The organism is Ruminococcus sp. BSD2780120874_150323_B10 (genome assembly GCF_015553695.1).
Classification (GTDB): domain Bacteria; phylum Bacillota; class Clostridia; order Oscillospirales; family Acutalibacteraceae; genus Ruminococcoides; species Ruminococcoides intestinale_A.
Map to the genome: position 1 here is coordinate 173,887 of NZ_JADNHD010000002.1, position 19,153 is coordinate 193,039.

Genomic DNA, 19,153 nt, shown 5'->3' on the forward strand with positions numbered 1-19,153 from the left:
TTTGTTAAAGCCTGTATAATTACTGCATTTTGCGGTATTTGTCAATATATTTTATAATATTATCAAAAATTATCTTTTTCATAAGTCATTCTCTTCTTTTCAGCCTTTAGAATATATCGGCAATCGTGCCAATTATTTATAAAAAACACTTTTTTGCCATAAAAATCCCCTTTACGGTAATTTTGATTGCATTATACCGTAAAGGGGCGTTTTGTATATTTTCCGTTTTTGACTGACTTATTCAGAAATCGGAACTGTTGTTTTGTATCATATAAATATCGGCTGATGTTGTTTGCCTTGCAGTGCAAGCTCTACACATTCTTCTATTTTAGAAAAATCAGCCACAAGTGAATTTGGCTTTTTAATGCAATTATCCTGCCGCATCGGGACAAAATAAATGTTCTTTGTGTTCATAAGTCTGCCTATGTTCTGCGCAGACGCTCCGAGTGCGTCGTTTGTTGCAACGCACAAAAGTACAGGCCGCAGAATACGCAGATGTGATTTTGCCGCCATTGTTACCGAGGTGTCGGTTACGCCGAGCGACAGCTTTGCAAGTGTGTTGCCTGTGCAAGGTGCTATCAGAAGTAAATCGCACATTTTTTTCGGTCCTATCGGCTCTGTCTGCACCGAGGTGTGAAGTACCTTTTCTCCTGTTATATCCTCGCAAGTTTTAACCATTTCCTCTGCCTTGCCAAATCGAGTATCTGTTGAGTAGGCGTTACCTGACATTATCGGAAGTACCCTGTAGCCTGAATCAACAAGCTTCTGCATTTGTTCAAAGGCTTGTGAAAAGGTGCAAAAGGAACCGCACATTGCATAGCCAATGGTTGCTTTTGTCACCTGTAAACCTCCTTGATTATGTTAAAAATCGTTTTTCTGATAATTTCTCCCGCTGCCTTTGGTGCGGTTCTACCGGGCAATGACAAGGCACGAACGGCATCGGTTTTGTACCTGCGTGCCGCCTCAAAATCCACTCCTCCCGGAAGTGAGGCAAGGTCTATTATAATGGTGTTGCGGTCTGTATTCATAAGCAAGTCGCTGTCAAAAATCATAACGGGAATTGTATTAAAAACAAGGTCGTATCCCTTTACGCTTTTGAGAGCATTTGTGTTGATGTGTTTGCAGCCGAGTGCGTCTATATACGCAAAATCGACTTCGTTTCTTGCGCTTACCGTGACCTGTGCATTAAGAGATTTCAGCATTTTTGCAAGCATTTTTCCTATTCTGCCAAATCCGCAAACAAGGCATTTGCTGTCAAAAATCGTTCCCTCGTACTCATTCATCGCAATTTCAACCGCTCCCTCGGCGGTGAGCAACGCATTGGCAACCGCAAATTCCTCTTTTGCCGAATAATCGTAAACCTCGCAGTCTGCAAGCTGCGGATATGCTTTTAAAAATTTATTTTTCATAGCAACAAATATCGGCTTTTCTTTTAAAAGAGAAATCATTTCTTCGTCAAGCCTTGTTTTGTTGTCCGAAAACGGCGTGTTTACCGTACCGTCTGCGCAAATTGACGGCAAAGGGAAAATTATTGCATCTGATTTTGAAATTGCGGTTTTTATGTCGGATATTTCAATCGCACCGAGGCTTTTCAGCTTATCAAAACCGCCGAGAATTACATCGTAACAACAGTCTGATATTGACTTTGCAAGAAAAAGCTGCCGTTTATCTCCACCAATTATGCCAAAGGCTTTTAGCTCTGATTTTTTCATTTTTAACACCCGCACAATAATTATTCTCTACAATGGTATATTATGCAAAGTCGGAATTTATGTGTTATTTAAAAGAGGTTCTGTCTTAAATGCTTTGGAAGATTATTAAATTATGGTTTAGCGGAATAAATCGGAAAAGCAATTATAAAAGTTTGGTCGACCTTATCAAAGGTCGTGGGTGTGGGCAAAGCCCACAAATACTTTCCGTTTATGCAATCTAACGATAGCCAATCAGCGTGGCTGTTTGCGCACGATAAATTGTTATATCGGAAGATTTTATGGGCGCTGCCCAAACCCGCAAGCCTTTAAAAAGGCTTGGCCTAAATTTTTTAATTATTAAATCGAAACTTTCTGCCTTTTGATAAAAAACCTCAAAAGAAAAAACTGCCCATACATTATGAGCAGTTCGGTAAAAATAAAATGTCAAATTATATTTTAATTTTCTTCGCTTTTCTTTAATATCTTATCCGCCGCAAGCATTACGCCGAGTTTGCCCGAACAGAAATTAAGTCCGCCCTGCATCCATACTGCGTACGGTTCTCTTAACGGTGCGTCTGCGGAAAGTTCGATTGACGAGCCGAGTGTAAACGCACCCGCCGCCATAATTACCTGACTTTCATAACCCGGCATATCCGACGGTTCGGGCTTTACAAAGCTGTCTACGGCAGAGCCGCTCTGTATTCCCTCGCAAAAACTGCAAAGCTTTTCTTCGTTTCCGAGCATAATAAGCTGAATAATATCTCCCCTGTTTTCACTGTATTTAGGAGTTGTATCATAACCGAGAATTTCAAAAAGAGCCGATGCAAACACTGCCGTCTTTAATGCCTCGCAAGACACAAACGGAGCGTGATAAGCACCCATAAAGAGTTCACGGTTGTTGCCGAGCGTTGCACCGATTTCCTTACCCGTACCCGGAGTTGTAAGTCTGTATGCGCACATCTCGACAAGTTCTTTTTTACCTGCGATATATCCTCCCGTAGGAGCAATTCCGCCGCCTGCATTCTTAATGAGCGAACCTGCCATAATATCAACGCCGACAGACATTGGAGTAACCTTTTCAACAAACTCGCCATAGCAGTTATCGAGCATAATAATTGACTTTGGTGACGCTTTTTTGGAAATTTCACAAAGTTTTTTGATTTCTCTGTATGTAAGCGAAGGTCTTATGCTGTATCCTCTTGAGCGCTGGATATAAACCATTTTCGGCTTTTCTTCTCTGATTCTCTGCTCGACTGCCTCGTAATCAACAGTGCCGTCAGCCTTTAAATCAACCATTTCAAAGTTAATGCCAAAATCTTTTAGCGACCCGGGATAATTGCCCTCAAGTCCGATTGCCGAGCGAATTGTATCATACGGCATACCTGTTACGGAAAGCATGGTATCGTTCGGTCTTAAAATACCAAAAAGAGCAACCGTAAGAGTATGTGTGCCGCTTGCAAAGTTATGTCTTACAAGTGCGTCCTCGGCGTCAAAAGCATAGGCATACACACGGTCGAGAGCATCTCTGCCGAAATCGTCATAGCCATAGCCTGTTGAACCCGAAAAATGACTTTCTCTTACCCCTGCCTCCTGAAAGGCTTTTATCATCTTCTGCTGATTGTATTCCTGAATATCGTTAATTTCATCAAGCTTGCTTTTGCAAAGCTCCATAGCCTTTTGCGAGGCCTCGATTATTCTGTTGTCTATATCAAAAAAACTCAAAATTTATCATCCTTTAAAATGGTATTCACACCAGCTGTCAAAGCAGTTGAATTTTAAATTATCGTAAAATGCCTTGTTTGCATTCTCCGCCCTGTGTACAAACACACTTCTGCCCTCTTTTACAAGAATATTTGTAAGGTGATTTACTATGTATGTACCGTAACCTTTGTTACGGAATTTCGGCAGACACGCAACCGCACCGATTACAGCGCCCTGCCTGCTTTCCGCAACAGTCATTGCAATAGCCGCAAGGTCGTTTCCGTCATACAACCCGAGAAGCCGCATTGTGCCGTGGCGCAGTTTGTGGTTTATATCCACATAAAAATCCTCAAATTTCGGCGGAGTAAAATATTTATCCGCCGCCTTTGCAATAAGCTCGTAAGCCTCTTTTATCTGCGGTGTGTCTATTCTTAAGTTATCGCTTTCAGATAATTCCTCTTTGCGTACAAGTATAGGACCTTGCGATTTTTCGTATCCGAACAAATCAAGGCTGTATTTATTACTGCAAATTACCGAAGCTGCACCTGCCACACGCATAAAAGTCGATACTTCGTCTATATCCGTTTTATCGGTCAGAAAAAGAATAAAATCCGTGCCGTTTCGTGCGATTGCTCCCGTTGCAGTGTTGCTTTCGTCATCAAAAACAGTCCAATAATCCACAAACGGAAGATGCGGATTGTAACTTGTACAAAGCGAAATTATGCGGCAGGCAAAAGGATCAAGTCCGTCAAGGCTTTCTATTGTGCTGATAAATTTATCGCAATTATCGGCAGTCAATATCATCTGTCATAATCCTTTCGTTTAATATTCTCCACCTGCAATCTTATTTGCAAGTGCCGACACAATTTTTATAATATCATCGCAGTCGCTTACATTCGCAACTGTAACGCTGCTATGCAAATATCTGCAAGGAAGTGAAATTGCAAGGGTTTTTACTCCGCCTCTGCTCTGGTGAATTACGCCCGAATCGTTGCCGCCTGCAACCGCTCTTTTATATTGAGCCTTTGCACCCGTTTCCTTGGCACATTCAAAAGCCATTTCAGACATTCTCTTATCGTAAATTGTGCGTCTGTCCATTACAGAAATAACCGCACCGTCACCGAGATTGCACACCTGTCTTGTTTCTTCAACACCTGCAATATCCGCTGCGGTTGTGGTTTCCACAACAATGGCAAATTCAGGGTCTACGCTGTACGCCGCAACCTTTGCTCCACGCAGTCCGACTTCTTCCTGTACGGCAAACACAAAGTGCATATCATACTCAAGTTCGCTTTTTATAAGCTCAATAAGCGCAAGACAGCCAAAACGGTCGTCAATAGCCTTTGATTTGATTGTATAGCCGTTATTTTCGTATATAGAATTAAAATTCACACTGTCGCCATAGCTTACAACGCTTAGCGCATCATCTTTGCTTGTTGCACCGATATCAATGTACATTTCGCCGTACTTCGGCACAGCGGTTCTTTCATCTGATTTGCTTAAATGAATAGGCTTTACACCGATTACACCGTTTACCTTATTTTTGCCTACGGTTACAGTTTTGCCGAGCACAACCCGTCTGTCAAGACCGCCGACTTCATCAAATTTAAGGTAACCGTCAGAAGTAATATCCGTTACCATAAAGCCCACTTCGTCCATATGAGCCGAAAGCATAAGTTTTGCCTTTGCTCGGTTTTTGCCTTTTTTAAACACAATGATGTTGCCGAGGTTATCCGTTTTGATTTCATCGGCAAACGGCTTTATTTCGTTTATAATAATTTCTCTTACACTGCCTTCGTCACCCGAAATACCTTCGACAGTGCAGAGTTTTTCAAGCAATTTAAAATCAGTCATTAAAAGCACCTCCGCCGATAATATATTCAGCAAGCAGAGCTGCCGTATTTTCTACATCAGAAATATCAATAACTTCAATCGGAGTATGCATATATCTTTGCGGAATCGAAACAACGGCAGAAGCTACACCGCTTTTTGTAACAGAAATATGGTCAGCATTTGTGCCCGTTGTACCCGAAATAGGCTCATATTGAAAAGGAATGTTCTTTTCCTTAGCGACAGAAATGAGTTTATCACTCATAGCCTTGCTAAGAATCGGAGAAATGCAAATCATCGGACCTTTTGCAAGTTCAACGCCTGCATATTGACCGCTTACATCGGGTTGAGATGCAAAACTTACATCAACGGCAATTGCCTCGTCGGCATTAATCCGGTAAGCACCTGTTTTAGCACCTGTTCCGTAAGTTTCCTCCTGAACGCTCAAAAGAATAACAACCTTGTACGAAAGTTCTTTTTTACCGATAAGCTCGGCACATCTGATAAGAGCGGCAATACCGCATCTGTCATCAAGTGCGGGAGCGGTAATTCTGTTATTCATAAGTTCCTTCGGTTCGCCGTAAAATGTAAGAACATCACCGATTTTGATTTTCTCGGCTACCTTTTCATAAGGCAAACCGAAGTCAATCCATACCTTGTCAATAGGAGCTGCTTTATCTTCTCCGCCGTCAGACAGGTGCGGAGGCATACAACATACCACTCCTTTAACAGGCTCGTCTGAACAAGATACAAGTACAGCGTCTGACAATACCCTTACATCAATTCCGCCGCAGGAGGCAACCTTAACAAAACCGTTTTCATTAATCGAAGTCACAATAAAGCCTATTCTGTCAAGGTGAGCGTCAAGCAAAATCGTTTTGTCTGCATTTGCATTGCCGAGTGTAGCGATTACATTTCCGTTTTTATCTATAGTTGTATCAGCAAAGGCAGAGAGTTTTTCGGCACAGAACTTTGCGATTGGCTCTTCACTGCCCGATACTCCGCCTATGCGGCATAAATCAAATAAAAGCTGTTTCATATTCACATTATCTCAAAGCGTTTACAATAGCCTTGAAATGATTTCCTCTTTCCTCAAAATTCTTGTACAAACCAAAACTTGCGCTTGCCGGAGAAAGCGAAACAATGTCGCCTTTTTCGGCGTGGTTTACGGCAGCCTCAACTGCCTCTTCCATATTGGTAACATTTATGATTGTAATTTCATTTTCGTTGTAGTTTTCAGCCTCAACAACGGCTTTTTCAATCTTCGGAGCAGTATCGCCGAGAAGAATGAGAACCTTAACCTTATCGTTGATTACAGGGCCGAGCGGCTCATAAGGAATATGCTTGTCGTAACCGCCTGCAATGATGATGATTTTTTCATCATAGAGCGAGAGCGTGCCGAGTGCTGTTCTTGTAGGGCTTGATGCAATGGAATCATTGTAATACTTAACTCCGTTGTACTCCCTTACAAACTCCGCTCTGTGTTCAACACCGCCGAAAGTCTTTGCAACAGCCTTAATAGTTTCAATATCAACCATTCCCCATACAGCGGAAATAGCGGCAAGATAGTTTTCAACATTGTGCATACCCGGAATTTTAATATCCTTGATGTCCATAATCTTTGTAACCTTGCCGTAGTCGCTGTAGCAAACAGTTGTACCGTCAAGATAAGCGCCGTTTGCAAGGCTTTCTTTTACACTGAATTTTGCAAGCTGACCACGAACGCTGTCAGAGAAAGAATTTGCAATTTCATTGTCAAGGTTAAGCACTGCCTTTGAAAAAGCATTCTGGTGAAGTACGATGTTTTTCTTTGAATCCACATACTCCTGCATATCCTTATGTATGTCGAGGTGGTTCGGCGCAAGGTTTGTAACCACTGCAACATCAGGACTTTTTCTCATTGAAATAAGCTGAAAACTTGAAAGCTCAACCACTGCCACATCGTCCTCTTTAATGCTCTCAATTTCAGGGAGCAAAGGCTTGCCGATGTTGCCGCCGAGGTGTACATTCACACCGCTTGCTTTCAAAAATTCGGAGATAATTGTTGTGGTTGTGGTTTTGCCGTCGGAACCTGTAATTGCAATGATTTTACATGGGCAGAGGTCAAAGAACACTTCCATCTCGGAAGTGAGTACAACGCCTTTTTCTCTTAATGCAACAAGTTCAGGTCTGTAAAACGGTGTGCCCGGACTGCGGAAAATAATGTCGCCGTCAAGTTTTGAGAGGTAATCCTCGCCCAAAACAAGCTCTGCGCCGTATTCTTTGGCTTTTACGGCATTTTCACCGAGTGATTCAAAATCTTTTTTGTCATATGCAGAAACTACTGCGCCTTTATCCGAAAACAGTTTTATCAAAGGCAAGTTACTTGTGCCGATACCGATAAAACCGACTTTTTTACCCTTTATACTTTCAAAAAACTTATCTGCTAAGTTGTTCATAGAACTATCCCCTTTTTATAAAGTAAGAATTACATACATATTTAATTATACCTTGTTATAACAGAAAATTCAACCGTAAACAGCATATTGCAATATAAATTTTCGCAAATGCTTTTCGACTTTAAATACTTGATTTAAACAAGTACATATGATACAATTATTTTTACAGATACAGTACGCAAAAGGAGGATTTATGTATAATTTAAAAGGAAAAACCGCTGTAATTACAGGCGGTAATTCAGGAGTAGGTGCCGCAACGGCTATGCTCTTTGCAAAAAGCGGAGCAAATGTTGTAATCAGTGCACGCCGACAGGCGGCTCTTGATGAGGTTGCATCTAAAATCAAAGCAGAAGGCGGTAATGTGCTTACCGTTTTGACCGACATTTCAAAAGATGAAGATTGCAAAAATCTTATGAAAGCAACCGTAGATAAATTCGGCGGTATTGATATTTTGGTAAACAATGCGGGTGTTCTCGACACCGGTCTTGCCCCTATCGATAAGTTTGACGATGTTGAAATTCAAAAATTGATTTCAATTAATCAGGTCGGTACAATGCAGTGTATTCGTGCGGCTCTTGAATATATGCAAGAGGGTTCGTCTATCGTAAATGTTGCTTCTGTTGCGGGCGTAAACGGCGGTGGCGGTGCGGCTTATGTTTCCACCAAATCCGCAATCATCGGTATTACAAAGCATACCGCTTTACTTCTTGCCGACAAATACATTCGCTGTAATGCAATTTGTCCGGGTACAATAGTTACACCTATGACTATGAATATGAAGCCTGAAAATCTTGATATGAAAATGTTTGGTGCAATGAGCAAACACGCTGACTTAAAGATAAAGCCTTGTATGGCAGAAGATGTTGCAAATATTATAGAATTTTTCGCATCCGATAATTCAAAGGCACTTACAGGTCAGATTTTAGTAAGCGATTTCGGTGCGTCGCTCTAATGCTCTGTCACATACAATTAAATTTATACGGGAGTAGGATTTGTCTTACTCTCGTTTTTTATTTTGCGTATTGCTTAAAAACAAGTTAAATGCTAAAATATCTAAGGGTGATACTATGCTCTATGACTTTATAATTATTGACAAAACTTCTTGTGCTCCGCTTTATATGCAGATTTACGCATCAATAAGGCGTTCCGTGGAAAACGGAAGTCTTGTAAAGAATACAAAGCTGCCGTCAGTGCGCCAGCTTTCAAGCGGACTTGAGGTATCAAAAACCACTGTATCCGCAGCTTACGAACAACTTTGCGTTGAGGGTTACATCAAAAACAAGCCGCAAAGCGGATATTATGTTGAGGCACAGTTTGAAAACGCCCCAAAGAAAAGCGAAAATACGCACAGCTCCGCAATTGCACAGATTAAAAGATATGACTACGATTTCAGCGGCAAAAGCATTGACGATAAAATCATTAATATTGACGAATGGAAAAAGTATGTCAAAGAGGTAATAAACACGGGATATATGCTTATGTCGTACGGCGAACCGCAGGGCGAAACCGTGCTTAGAAATGCACTGCAAAAATACAGCCTCGGAGTGCGGAGCGTAAATACAAGTGCCGAAAACATTGTTGTGGGCGCAGGAACACAGCTTTTGCTCTACCTTTTGTGTTCTCTTGTGGGCACGAACAAAACCGTTGCAACGGCAAAATCAAGCTACATTCAGGCGGAATTTATTTTTAAAACCTTAGGACTTGATATAAAGTATTTTGATACGGACAGCAAGGGAATTACCATATCCTCTCTCGAAAAAATAAATCCCGATATGGTGCTTATCAATCCGAATTTTATTGCTGAAAACGGTATGAGTATGCCCGTAAGCCGCCGACTTGAGCTTATTAAGTGGGCAAAAGAAAACGATTGCATTATCATTGAGGACGATTATAACGGCGAGCTCAGATACAGTACACACCCTATGCCGTGCGTGCAGAATTACGACATTGAAAACACGGTATATCTCGGCTCATTTTCAAAAATTCTTTTGCCGTCGGTCAGAATCAGCTATATGGTACTGCCCGACAAACTGCTGAAAAAATACCGACAAATCAGCCCGTACATAAATCAGACCGCCTCAAAAACCGAGCAGAACGCACTTGCAAAATATCTTGAAAACCGCAGACTTGACGCTCATTTAAGAAAAGCAAGGCGAGTTTATCTTGAAAAAAGCAAACAAATAACAGACTGCGTATATAAGTATTTTGGCAGCGACACACAGATAATATTCAACGAAACCTCGCTTTATATTTCGGTAAAAATAAAAGGAATTTCCGATTATAACGAAATACGAAAAAAACTTGACGAAAACAACATTGCGGTAATGCCCGAAAAAGCAGAAATCAATGCACTGAACCTAAGTTTTTCGGGTATTTCCGTTGACAAAATAGACGCAGGTATAAAGAGAATATGCGATGTAATACAGCAAGAGAAAAAGTAAACTTTTTAAAGTCCGAATTTCTCATTTCACAAACAACCGTACAAAGCGAACAGGTGACCTTACTTTTGTAAAGTCACCTGTTTTAATGGTAGGAAATAATATAATAAAAACAATCAAGCAAAATTAATTTTTAATCTTCTCATCTCTGCCAAGAAGATAATCGACAGATACCTCAAGAATGTCTGCAAGCGCAACAAGCTCAACATCTGTTACAAATCTGATCTGTCCCTCGAGCTTAGAAAGACCCGATGCGTTCATATCTACTCCGCTTACCTGAAGCTGAGCAAGGAGTTCTTTTTGTTTCATTCCCTTTTGCTTACGAACGCTCTCAACTCTGTGTCCAATCAAGTTTCTGTCGCCCAAATCCTGTTTACGAAGTCTCATTTTTCTCTCTCCCCAAAATTTATATTTCTTTTTTAAAATTCTTTAAAAACATTGTAGACTTATTATATTACTTTATGAGAAAAAAAACAAGACTTTTTTGTAAATATTTTTAAAAAATTGAAATTTTTTTGAAATTTCAATTGCAACAGCATAATATTTAGCGAATACTAACAAATAAAGTTAATTTATATTGTCGATAATTCACAGATTATTAGATTTTTAGTTCATATGTGGAAAAATGTGAGTTATGTTAATATTCCTTTTTGGAATGTTGAAAGATGTTAAATACATAAAAACATATATTTAAGAGATATTTTTTGCAAAAGTTACAAACGGTTACAAAATGTAATCATTTAGAAATTTTAAATTACCTCTTGACTTTTAAGAACATCTGTTCTATAATTTAATAAAACATTTGTTCGAGATGATTTTGTATGAAAATTTGTGACACAGTAAATTCAAAGCTATATAAAAATGACCGTGCTATTCTGCACAGCGACTGCAACTGTTTTTATGCAAGCGTGGAATGTCTTTTAAATCCGAATATAAGAGATTTACCCGTTGCGGTGAGCGGTGATGCCGAGAACAGACACGGAATCATCCTTGCGAAAAACGAAGAGGCAAAAAAGTACAATATAAAAACAGGAGAAGCTATATGGCAGGCAAAGAAAAAATGCCCTCAACTTCTGACTGTTCCCGCAAGACTTGATGTTTACAAGAAGTTTTCCTACAAGGTACGCAGAATTTACTCCGATTACACCGATATGGTCGAATCTTTCGGTCTCGATGAAGCGTGGCTTGACATTTCAGAAGACTATAAAAATGACGCACTCACCATTGCCAAGGAGATTTCACAGCGTGTAAAGGACGAAATCGGTATCACGGTAAGCATAGGTGTCAGCTTTAACAAGATTTTTGCCAAATTCGGCAGTGATTACAAAAAGCCTGACGCAATCACCTGCATTACACGGGATAACTACAAGACGCTTGTATGGAATTCACCTGCCGGCGATTTGCTGTATGTAGGCGGTGCTACACGAAAAAAACTTGAACAGATAGGAATATACACCATAGGCGACATTGCAAATGCTCCAATCGGTCTGTTGAGGACTCACCTCGGCAAATGGGGCGACCTGATTTACGGCTTTGCAAACGGATATGATTCCTCACCCGTTGCTCGAATCGGTGAATATTCAGAGGTAAAATCTATAGGAAATTCAACCACGGCGGTGCGTGATTTAAAAAATCTTGACGACATCAAGGTTATAGCCTATGTCCTTTGCGACAGCGTATGCAGACGAATGCGTGAACAAGGATTTGTGGGCAAAACTGTGTGTGTGAGTATGCGTGACACGGGGCTTTCCACAATTACAAGGCAACATACTTTAAATACCTACACTTCCCTGACAAGCGACATTACAAAAGCCGCTATGGCACTGTTCAAAGAGAATTTTGACAATAAATCACCTCTAAGAAGCATCGGCGTATCAGTTACGGATTTTGCACACAATAACATTCCCAGACAAATGGATATTTTTTCGGACGAAAGAAAAATAATCGCAGAAGAAAAGCTTGATAAAACCTTGGATAAATTAAAGCAACGCTTTGGCAATTATATCATTCGTCCCGCATCACTTTTAACCGACAGAGGGCTGTCTGCCTTTAATCCAAAAGACGAACACACAATTCACCCTGTCGGTTATCTGTGAACTAACGCTTATCGGAGGCTATTATGTTTAAGAAATATGTTAAGGTTACTGCAACATTTGACTGTGACGGCAGCCTCGTACCGAATTATATTTTCTGGGATGACAACAAACGCTATCCCATCGACCGCATAATAGATGTACGCTATGCCACCTCTTTAAAAGCAGGCGGTTGCGGTATTCGATATACCTGCAGAATTTTAGGAAAAGAAAGATATATTTTTCTCGAAGAAAATAAATGGTTTGTTGAAGTAAAAGAAAATTGAGGTATTTTATGCATAAAGTCAAAGAAAAGGGAATTTTATCCGCCTCAAACGGCATTAATATATACAGAGGTTGTCTGCACGGATGTATTTACTGTGATTCACGCAGTGACTGCTATCAGATGAAACATAAATTTGAAGATATTGAAGTAAAAGAAAACGCACCCGAACTTCTGGAAAAGGCTTTATCGTCTAAAAGAAAACCTTGTATGATTGGTACGGGCGCTATGAGCGACCCATACATTCCGCTTGAAAAAGATTTAAGAATTATGAGAAAATGCCTTGAAATTATAGAAAAATATTCTTTCGGAGTTACCGTTCATACTAAATCGTCAAGCGTTATGCGTGATATTGATATTCTTGAAAAAATTAATCGAAAGAGCAAATCCGTACTGCAAATGACTCTTACAACCGCCGACGAAAAACTTTGTAAAATTCTTGAACCCAATGTTTCGACAACCGAAGAAAGAGTAAATACTCTGAAAGAATTTCAAAAGGCTAAAATTCCGACTGTTGTATGGCTCTCTCCGTTTTTACCGTTTATAAACGACACCAAAGAAAATATAGACGCTTTGCTTGATTATTGTGTCAAATCGGGCGTTAAGGGCATTATTTGCTTTAACATAGGAGTTACACTGCGAAACGGCGACAGAGAATATTTTTACAGTCAACTCGACAGATTTTTCCCCGGTATGAAAGAACGATATATGAGAACCTACGGAAATTCATATGAAGTTTTAAGTCCGAACAGCGATTACCTTATGAAAAGGATTGAAAATGTCTGTCAAAATGAGGGAATTATGTTTGGAATTGACAGGGTGTTTTCATACCTTCGCAAATACGAAAATAAATATGAAAATCAGAATATACAGCTAAGTTTGTTTGATAATTTATAAAAGGATAATTTAGCATCAACAAATTCTAATAAATAAAAAAGATATACAATGAAAATTAAATCAACTGTATATCTTTTGTAACTAAAATATATTAATCTTTTTCCGCAGAAATCTGCTTGTTTTCTTCTTTGTTTTTTCCTCTGCGGAAAATTAATCTGAAAACAAGACGAACAAACGGGCCGCAATAAAACATCTGATAACAAATAGCCATCGGAAAATTAAGCGCCCATGTCTGCACCCATGTACCGACTGACGGTATTTTGAACAAACAGGTTGCAATAAGACTCATTATCGGACACATAATACAGCAAATACATATTGAAATTGCATATGTAATAAACTGCGGTCTGTCAGTGGGTTTCATTACCGTAAACGCAAGTTTTGCGGCAATTTTGCCGACTATAAAAAATTCAAGAATAAAAGCGATCGGAGCCATAAAAATCAGTTCGTGCGTTGCCGCAAGAAAAGTTGTTCCGTCAACCTTGCCCGTATTAAGTGCAACATTGTAAATAATCATTCCGTACACCATAACGGTCGCCATAATGGCGGTGAATACTGCATCTTCAAGTTTGTTTTTTGGCATAATAAAGTCCTCCCATGATAACAATATTTATGTGTTGTTCGTTATCATCACGGAGGATGTGCGTTTCCAATAAGACCATATTATGTTGTATTTTGCTGAAATCAGCTTGAATATAATAGCATACTAACAAATAAATGTCAAGAATTTTTTTATTAAACGCAGGCAATACTTAGATTTCTAAGTATCAGCCTGCGTTTTGTTTAATAATTTTTATTAAGTTTTTCAATAGTTGAGGTAAATTATGGTTTATCGAAATATTCGTAAAACAATTATAACAGTTTGTTAAACCATAATTATCCCACAACGCTGTTTAATTCATATTTAAAAACGGTTTTAAATACTGACCTGTAAATGAATTTTCATTTTTTGCAACTTCTTCGGGAGTACCCTCTGCAATTACAGTTCCGCCCATATCTCCGCCCTCGGGTCCAAGGTCAATAATATGGTCGGCAGTCTTTATAAGGTCAAGGTTATGCTCGATAACCACAACCGTATTTCCCGTATCAACCAGCTGTTGAAGAACATCAATAAGTCTGTGAACATCGGCAATATGAAGTCCCGTAGTCGGCTCATCAAGAATATACACCGTTTTGCCCGTCGGTCGCTTTGCAAGCTCGGTTGCGAGTTTTACACGCTGTGCCTCACCACCCGAAAGTGTAGTAGCAGGCTGACCGATTTTGATATAGCCAAGCCCCACATCACAAAGCGTTTTCAGTTTGCGGTAAATCCTTGGAATATTTGCAAAGAATTCCATTCCCTCTTCGGCAGTCATCTCTAAAACATCATTAATCGACTTGCCTTTGTACTTCACCTCAAGGGTTTCACGATTATATCTCTTGCCCTTACACACCTCACAAGGAACATAAACATCGGACAGGAAATGCATTTCGATTTTTATAATACCGTCGCCCTGACACGCCTCACATCTGCCTCCTTTTACATTAAAAGAAAATCTGCTTTGTGAAAAGCCTTTCATTTTAGCGTCTTGAGTTGTGGCAAAAAGTGCTCTTATGTCGGTAAACACACCCGTATAAGTTGCAGGATTTGAGCGTGGAGTTCTTCCGATCGGGCTTTGGTTGATGTCGATTACCTTATCAAGATTTTCAATGCCTTTTATGCCCTTGTTTTTACCCGGAATAATCTTGGCTTTGTTTAAATCACGGGCAAGAGTTTTGTATAAAATCTCATTAATCAGTGAACTTTTTCCCGAACCCGAAACGCCCGTTACGCAAACAAGTTTGCCGAGCGGAATCTTTACATTTACATTTTTAAGATTGTTTTCGGCGGCACCGAGAATTTCAATAAATTTTCCGTTGCCCTCCCTGCGTTTTTCGGGAACAGGAATAACTCTTTTATGGCTTAGATACTGACCTGTAATTGATTTTTCGCAAGCCTTGATCTCATCAACATCGCCTACGCACACAATTTCTCCGCCGTGCACACCTGCACCGGGTCCGACATCGACAATACAGTCGGCAGCGTACATAGTATCCTCATCGTGCTCAACAACAATAACCGTATTGCCCAAGTCACGAAGTCTTTTAAGCGTGCTCAAAAGTTTTTCGTTGTCACGCTGGTGCAAACCGATACTCGGCTCATCAAGAATATAAAGCACACCCATAAGACTGCTGCCGATTTGAGTTGCAAGTCGTATACGCTGACTTTCACCGCCGCTAAGCGTTCCTGCAGAACGGGAAAGCGTAAGATAGCCAAGTCCGACACGCTGTAAAAAGTTAAGTCGTTCACGGATTTCCTTTACAATCTCGGCAGAAATAATCTTTTCTTTTTCGGTAAACTCAATTGTATCAAGAAATTCAAGCGCAGATACAACGGATTTTTTACAGAAATCCGCAATATTAATTCCGCCGACCGTTACGGCAAGGCTCTCTTTTGAAAGCCTGTCGCCGTGACATTCATCGCAATGAATTTCCGACATATATGTTTGGATTTCTTCCTTAATCCAATTACTCGAAGTATCCTTATATCTGCGCTCAAGATTATTTATAATTCCCTCAAATTTTTGCTCGTAACTGCCACTGCCGTAAACCGATTTACGGTGAATAGTCAAGATTTCGTCACCTGTACCGTAAAGCAAAATTCTGATAATTTCAGGTGATAGTTCCGACAACGGTGCGTCAAGTGAAAAATTATATTTTTCGGCAAGTGCCTCAAAGTACATAGCCGCAATGGAACTGCCCTCCATTGCCCAGCCGCTTCCTTTTATAGCGCCCTGTCGCACACTTTTACTCATATCGGGAATAATTTTATTTTCGTCAATCTTAAGAAATACGCCCAAGCCCGTACATTTAGGGCAAGCACCGAACGGATTATTAAAAGAGAACATTCTCGGCGATAAATCTTCAATACTCACACCATGGTCGGGGCATGAATACTTCTGTGAGAACATTACATCTTCTCCGCCGACAATATTCACAAGAATGATACCGTTTGAAAGTTTAGAGGCGGTTTCTATACTGTCAGAAAGTCTTGAAGTAATTTCAGGCTTTACTACAAGTCGGTCAACAATTACTTCTATATTATGTTTTTTATTTTTCTCAAGCGGAATTTTTTCTGACAAATCATACACAATTCCGTCTGCTCTTACTCTCGCAAAACCCGATTTTCTTGCACTTTCGAGTACCTTTACATGCTCGCCTTTTCTGCCACGCACAACAGGAGCCAAAACCTGAATTTTTGTGCCCTCGTCGTAAGACATAATTTTATCTACTATCTGGTCAACCGTCTGCTGTCTGATTTCTCTGCCGCAAACAGGGCAGTGCGGAATACCGACTCTTGCATAAAGCAAACGCAGGTAATCGTAAATTTCGGTTACGGTGCCGACGGTTGAACGAGGATTTTTCGATGTGGTCTTTTGGTCAATGGAAATAGCAGGTGACAATCCCTCAATGCTCTCTACATTCGGTTTGTCCATTTGTCCCAAAAACATTCTTGCATAAGAAGAAAGGCTTTCTACATAGCGTCTTTGTCCCTCGGCGTAGATAGTATCAAAAGCAAGCGAGCTTTTGCCCGAACCCGAAAGACCTGTTATTACAACAAGTTTATTTCTCGGAATTTCAACATTGACATTTTTCAGATTATGCTCTTTAGCTCCTCTTACTATAATTTTGTCGTGTTCCATCTCTTTCCCCTTTTTCCTTTATTTAGCAATTATAGCCTCTCATAAAGAGAGGCTATAAAAATTATTATTCGTTATCTTTGTTTTCAGCAGTATTTGCATTATCCTCTTCGGATTCGGCATCTTCTGCCTCAACAGGCTCAACATAAGTGCCGTTCATAACAGCCTCAAAGTCTTCGCCGCCCATTTTTTCATGCTTAATAAGGTAAGCTGCAACCTCATGAAGTTTATCAATATTATCCTTCAAAATGGTTTCTGCTCTGTCGTAAGCATTGTTGACAATCTCAAGAATAAGCTCGTCAATCTTAGCGGCAGTTTGCTCTGAATAATCTTGAGTATGACCCATATCTCTGCCAAGGAATACGGCACTGTTGTCTTTGCCGTAACAAATACAGCCGAGTTCCTTAGTCATACCGTACTTTGTAACCATATCACGGGCAGTCTTTGTAGCCTTTTCAATATCGTTAGACGCACCGGTTGAAATATCATCAAGAATGATTGCCTCCGCAACTCTACCGCCAAGACATACTACGATGTCTTCAAGCATTTCTGTGCGTGAGTTGTAAGACTTATCTTCAGACGGCAACGGCATTGTATAACCGCCTGCCATACCTCTCGGAATAATAGAAATCTCGTGAACAGGGTCTTGTGTAGCAAGCTCATGGAAACAGATTGCGTGACCTGCCTCGTGATAAGCGGTAAGTTTCTTTTCCTTGTCGCTCATAACTCTTGTCTTTTTCTCTGCACCGACTACAACCTTGATTGTAGCCTCTTCGATTTCTTCCATAGTAATGGCTTTTTTATTCTTTCTTGCAGCAAGCAAAGCAGCCTCGTTAAGGAGATTCTCAAGGTCTGCACCTGTGAATCCTGCTGTTGTCTTTGCAATAGTCTTGAGCTTAACATCGGGAGCAAGCGGCTTTTTGCGAGCATGTACCTTAAGGATAGCTTCTCTGCCGTTGATGTCAGGATAGCTTACGATTACCTGTCTGTCAAATCTGCCCGGACGCATAAGAGCAGGATCGAGAACATCAGGTCTGTTAGTTGCGGCAATAAGGATAACGCCCTCGTTTGCTCCGAAGCCGTCCATCTCTACAAGCAACTGGTTAAGTGTCTGCTCACGCTCATCGTGACCGCCGCCAAGACCAGCGCCTCTCTGGCGACCTACGGCGTCAATCTCATCAATGAAGATGATACACGGTGAGTTCTTCTTAGCCTGTTCAAAGAGGTCACGAACTCTTGACGCACCGACGCCGACAAACATTTCTACAAAGTCGGAACCTGAAATTGAGAAGAACGGAACGCCTGCCTCGCCTGCAACAGCTCTTGCAAGCAATGTTTTACCTGTACCCGGAGGGCCTACAAGGAGTACACCCTTAGGGATTCTTGCGCCGAGTTTATTATACTTATCCGGAGCTTTTAGGAATTCAACGATTTCTTCAAGCTCTTCCTTTTCTTCGTCTGCGCCTGCAACATCTTCAAATGTGGTTTTGCGCTTTTCGTCATTTGTATTTTTGATTTTAGCCTTGCCGAAGTTCATTTCTTTTCCGCCAAGACCGCCGCCCATTTTCTTCATAATGAATATCCATACAACTACAAAGAGGATTCCCGTTACAAGTATAGGCAAAAATTCATATAAAAGTGTGTTGTCACTGCCTTTGATATAATCATAAGAAACAGCTTCGTCCGCCGATGCGGTGTAAACGGAAACATCGTCAATAAATCTTTCAATATCGGCAAGAGTACCTCTTACAACAACATTTTTTGCTGAGCTCTTGGCATTTTTTCCGTCAGGATCTGTAGCTGTGATATTATCATCCGTTGTATCCTGAATAATGCTGTCAGCTGTAGCGATGTCCTTTGCGGGTTTAAGTTTTACACCCTCTTTAAGTGTAATTTCAATCGCACCTGTTCCGTAGTTGACGGTATAACTCTGAACCTTGTCCTCTTTAAAAAGATTTACCAGTTGAGAGGTTGTGTAACTTTCAGATGAATTTTTGGTCATCAAAAATGCCACACCGAGCACAACCATAACCGCAACAGTGATATAAATAATTATGTTACGCAGTTTTTTGTCCAATAGGAAT

General features: G+C 40.4%; 16 protein-coding genes. 5 read left to right on the forward strand and 11 right to left on the reverse strand.

The genetic code is table 11. The annotated features are described in order from the left end of the window. Positions 1–267: 267 nt before the first annotated feature. The 7 genes from I2E21_RS02385 to murD form a co-directional block, all read right to left on the reverse strand. Positions 268–840 (reverse strand): dipicolinate synthase subunit B, encoded by a 573-nt coding sequence (locus tag I2E21_RS02385; protein ID WP_022235170.1) that lies wholly within the window; start codon positions 838–840, stop codon positions 268–270. Then, the gene (dpsA, locus tag I2E21_RS02390; protein WP_195410305.1) at positions 837–1,712 is read right to left on the reverse strand and encodes a dipicolinate synthase subunit DpsA; all 876 of its coding nucleotides are present in this window, start codon (positions 1,710–1,712) and stop codon (positions 837–839) included. The genes I2E21_RS02385 and dpsA overlap by 4 nt, the downstream gene beginning before the upstream one ends. A gap of 435 nt (positions 1,713–2,147) precedes the next feature. Further along, positions 2,148–3,413: a methionine gamma-lyase family protein gene (locus tag I2E21_RS02395; RefSeq protein ID WP_022235172.1), complete on the reverse strand. Its 1,266-nt coding sequence runs from the start codon at positions 3,411–3,413 to the stop codon at positions 2,148–2,150. A gap of 6 nt (positions 3,414–3,419) precedes the next feature. Beyond that, the gene (locus I2E21_RS02400) at positions 3,420–4,196 is read right to left on the reverse strand and encodes a GNAT family N-acetyltransferase (RefSeq protein WP_195410306.1); all 777 of its coding nucleotides are present in this window, start codon (positions 4,194–4,196) and stop codon (positions 3,420–3,422) included. 18 nt (positions 4,197–4,214) lie between these two features. Continuing rightward, positions 4,215–5,246, reverse strand: a complete 1,032-nt coding sequence (locus I2E21_RS02405; RefSeq protein WP_195410307.1) for a M42 family metallopeptidase — start codon at positions 5,244–5,246, stop codon at positions 4,215–4,217. Beyond that, complete coding sequence (locus tag I2E21_RS02410; RefSeq protein ID WP_186934872.1) at positions 5,239–6,261, reverse strand: M20/M25/M40 family metallo-hydrolase; 1,023 nt, start codon at positions 6,259–6,261, stop codon at positions 5,239–5,241. The genes I2E21_RS02405 and I2E21_RS02410 overlap by 8 nt, the downstream gene beginning before the upstream one ends. Before the next feature lie 7 nt (positions 6,262–6,268). Continuing rightward, positions 6,269–7,660, reverse strand: a complete 1,392-nt coding sequence (gene murD, locus I2E21_RS02415) for a UDP-N-acetylmuramoyl-L-alanine--D-glutamate ligase (protein ID WP_022235176.1) — start codon at positions 7,658–7,660, stop codon at positions 6,269–6,271. 193 nt (positions 7,661–7,853) lie between these two features. Here murD and I2E21_RS02420 point away from each other — a divergent pair, with 193 nt between their 5' ends. Further along, positions 7,854–8,612, forward strand: a complete 759-nt coding sequence (locus I2E21_RS02420; RefSeq protein ID WP_186934874.1) for an SDR family oxidoreductase — start codon at positions 7,854–7,856, stop codon at positions 8,610–8,612. Positions 8,613–8,652: 40 nt separating this feature from the next. Continuing rightward, positions 8,653–10,101, forward strand: coding sequence for a PLP-dependent aminotransferase family protein (locus I2E21_RS02425; RefSeq protein WP_195410308.1), 1,449 nt, complete (start codon positions 8,653–8,655; stop codon positions 10,099–10,101). 123 nt (positions 10,102–10,224) lie between these two features. Here the strand turns inward: I2E21_RS02425 and I2E21_RS02430 are convergent, their stop codons facing one another. Next, entirely contained in the window at positions 10,225–10,485 is a 261-nt protein-coding gene (locus tag I2E21_RS02430) for a helix-turn-helix domain-containing protein (RefSeq protein ID WP_022235179.1), read from the reverse strand. A gap of 434 nt (positions 10,486–10,919) precedes the next feature. On the opposite strand from I2E21_RS02430, the gene dinB reads away from it, so the two are divergent. The 3 genes from dinB to I2E21_RS02445 are packed head-to-tail and all read left to right on the forward strand — an operon-like array spanning position 10,920 to position 13,350. Then, positions 10,920–12,194, forward strand: a complete 1,275-nt coding sequence (gene dinB / locus I2E21_RS02435) for a DNA polymerase IV (RefSeq protein WP_195410309.1) — start codon at positions 10,920–10,922, stop codon at positions 12,192–12,194. A gap of 23 nt (positions 12,195–12,217) precedes the next feature. Next, positions 12,218–12,457 (forward strand): hypothetical protein, encoded by a 240-nt coding sequence (locus I2E21_RS02440; RefSeq protein WP_195410310.1) that lies wholly within the window; start codon positions 12,218–12,220, stop codon positions 12,455–12,457. Positions 12,458–12,465: 8 nt separating this feature from the next. Then, positions 12,466–13,350: a radical SAM protein gene (locus tag I2E21_RS02445; RefSeq protein WP_195410311.1), complete on the forward strand. Its 885-nt coding sequence runs from the start codon at positions 12,466–12,468 to the stop codon at positions 13,348–13,350. A 91-nt stretch (positions 13,351–13,441) separates the two neighbouring features. Here I2E21_RS02445 and I2E21_RS02450 read toward each other — a convergent pair whose 3' ends face one another. The 3 genes from I2E21_RS02450 to ftsH all read right to left on the reverse strand — a co-directional run bounded on the left by I2E21_RS02450 (position 13,442) and on the right by ftsH (position 19,146). Then, a complete protein-coding gene (locus tag I2E21_RS02450; RefSeq protein WP_195410312.1) occupies positions 13,442–13,933 on the reverse strand; it encodes a DUF2798 domain-containing protein in 492 nt (163 codons plus the stop codon). A gap of 310 nt (positions 13,934–14,243) precedes the next feature. Beyond that, a complete protein-coding gene (gene uvrA / locus I2E21_RS02455; protein WP_195410313.1) occupies positions 14,244–17,072 on the reverse strand; it encodes an excinuclease ABC subunit UvrA in 2,829 nt (942 codons plus the stop codon). 64 nt (positions 17,073–17,136) lie between these two features. Further along, the gene (gene ftsH / locus I2E21_RS02460; RefSeq protein ID WP_279310039.1) at positions 17,137–19,146 is read right to left on the reverse strand and encodes an ATP-dependent zinc metalloprotease FtsH; all 2,010 of its coding nucleotides are present in this window, start codon (positions 19,144–19,146) and stop codon (positions 17,137–17,139) included. Positions 19,147–19,153: the final 7 nt, after the last annotated feature.

What these genes read in the sequence shown, in the direction of transcription:
- I2E21_RS02410 (WP_186934872.1), bottom strand. Translation starts at nt 6,261, where the DNA reads ATGAAACAGCTTTTATTTGATTTATGCCGCATAGGCGGAGTATCGGGC.
- I2E21_RS02450 (WP_195410312.1), bottom strand. Translation starts at nt 13,933, where the DNA reads ATGCCAAAAAACAAACTTGAAGATGCAGTATTCACCGCCATTATGGCG.
- I2E21_RS02420 (WP_186934874.1), top strand. Translation starts at nt 7,854, where the DNA reads ATGTATAATTTAAAAGGAAAAACCGCTGTAATTACAGGCGGTAATTCA.
- I2E21_RS02440 (WP_195410310.1), top strand. Translation starts at nt 12,218, where the DNA reads ATGTTTAAGAAATATGTTAAGGTTACTGCAACATTTGACTGTGACGGC.
- murD (WP_022235176.1), bottom strand. Translation starts at nt 7,660, where the DNA reads ATGAACAACTTAGCAGATAAGTTTTTTGAAAGTATAAAGGGTAAAAAA.
- dpsA (WP_195410305.1), bottom strand. Translation starts at nt 1,712, where the DNA reads ATGAAAAAATCAGAGCTAAAAGCCTTTGGCATAATTGGTGGAGATAAA.
- I2E21_RS02400 (WP_195410306.1), bottom strand. Translation starts at nt 4,196, where the DNA reads ATGATATTGACTGCCGATAATTGCGATAAATTTATCAGCACAATAGAA.
- I2E21_RS02405 (WP_195410307.1), bottom strand. Translation starts at nt 5,246, where the DNA reads ATGACTGATTTTAAATTGCTTGAAAAACTCTGCACTGTCGAAGGTATT.
- I2E21_RS02445 (WP_195410311.1), top strand. Translation starts at nt 12,466, where the DNA reads ATGCATAAAGTCAAAGAAAAGGGAATTTTATCCGCCTCAAACGGCATT.
- I2E21_RS02430 (WP_022235179.1), bottom strand. Translation starts at nt 10,485, where the DNA reads ATGAGACTTCGTAAACAGGATTTGGGCGACAGAAACTTGATTGGACAC.
- uvrA (WP_195410313.1), bottom strand. Translation starts at nt 17,072, where the DNA reads ATGGAACACGACAAAATTATAGTAAGAGGAGCTAAAGAGCATAATCTG.
- dinB (WP_195410309.1), top strand. Translation starts at nt 10,920, where the DNA reads ATGAAAATTTGTGACACAGTAAATTCAAAGCTATATAAAAATGACCGT.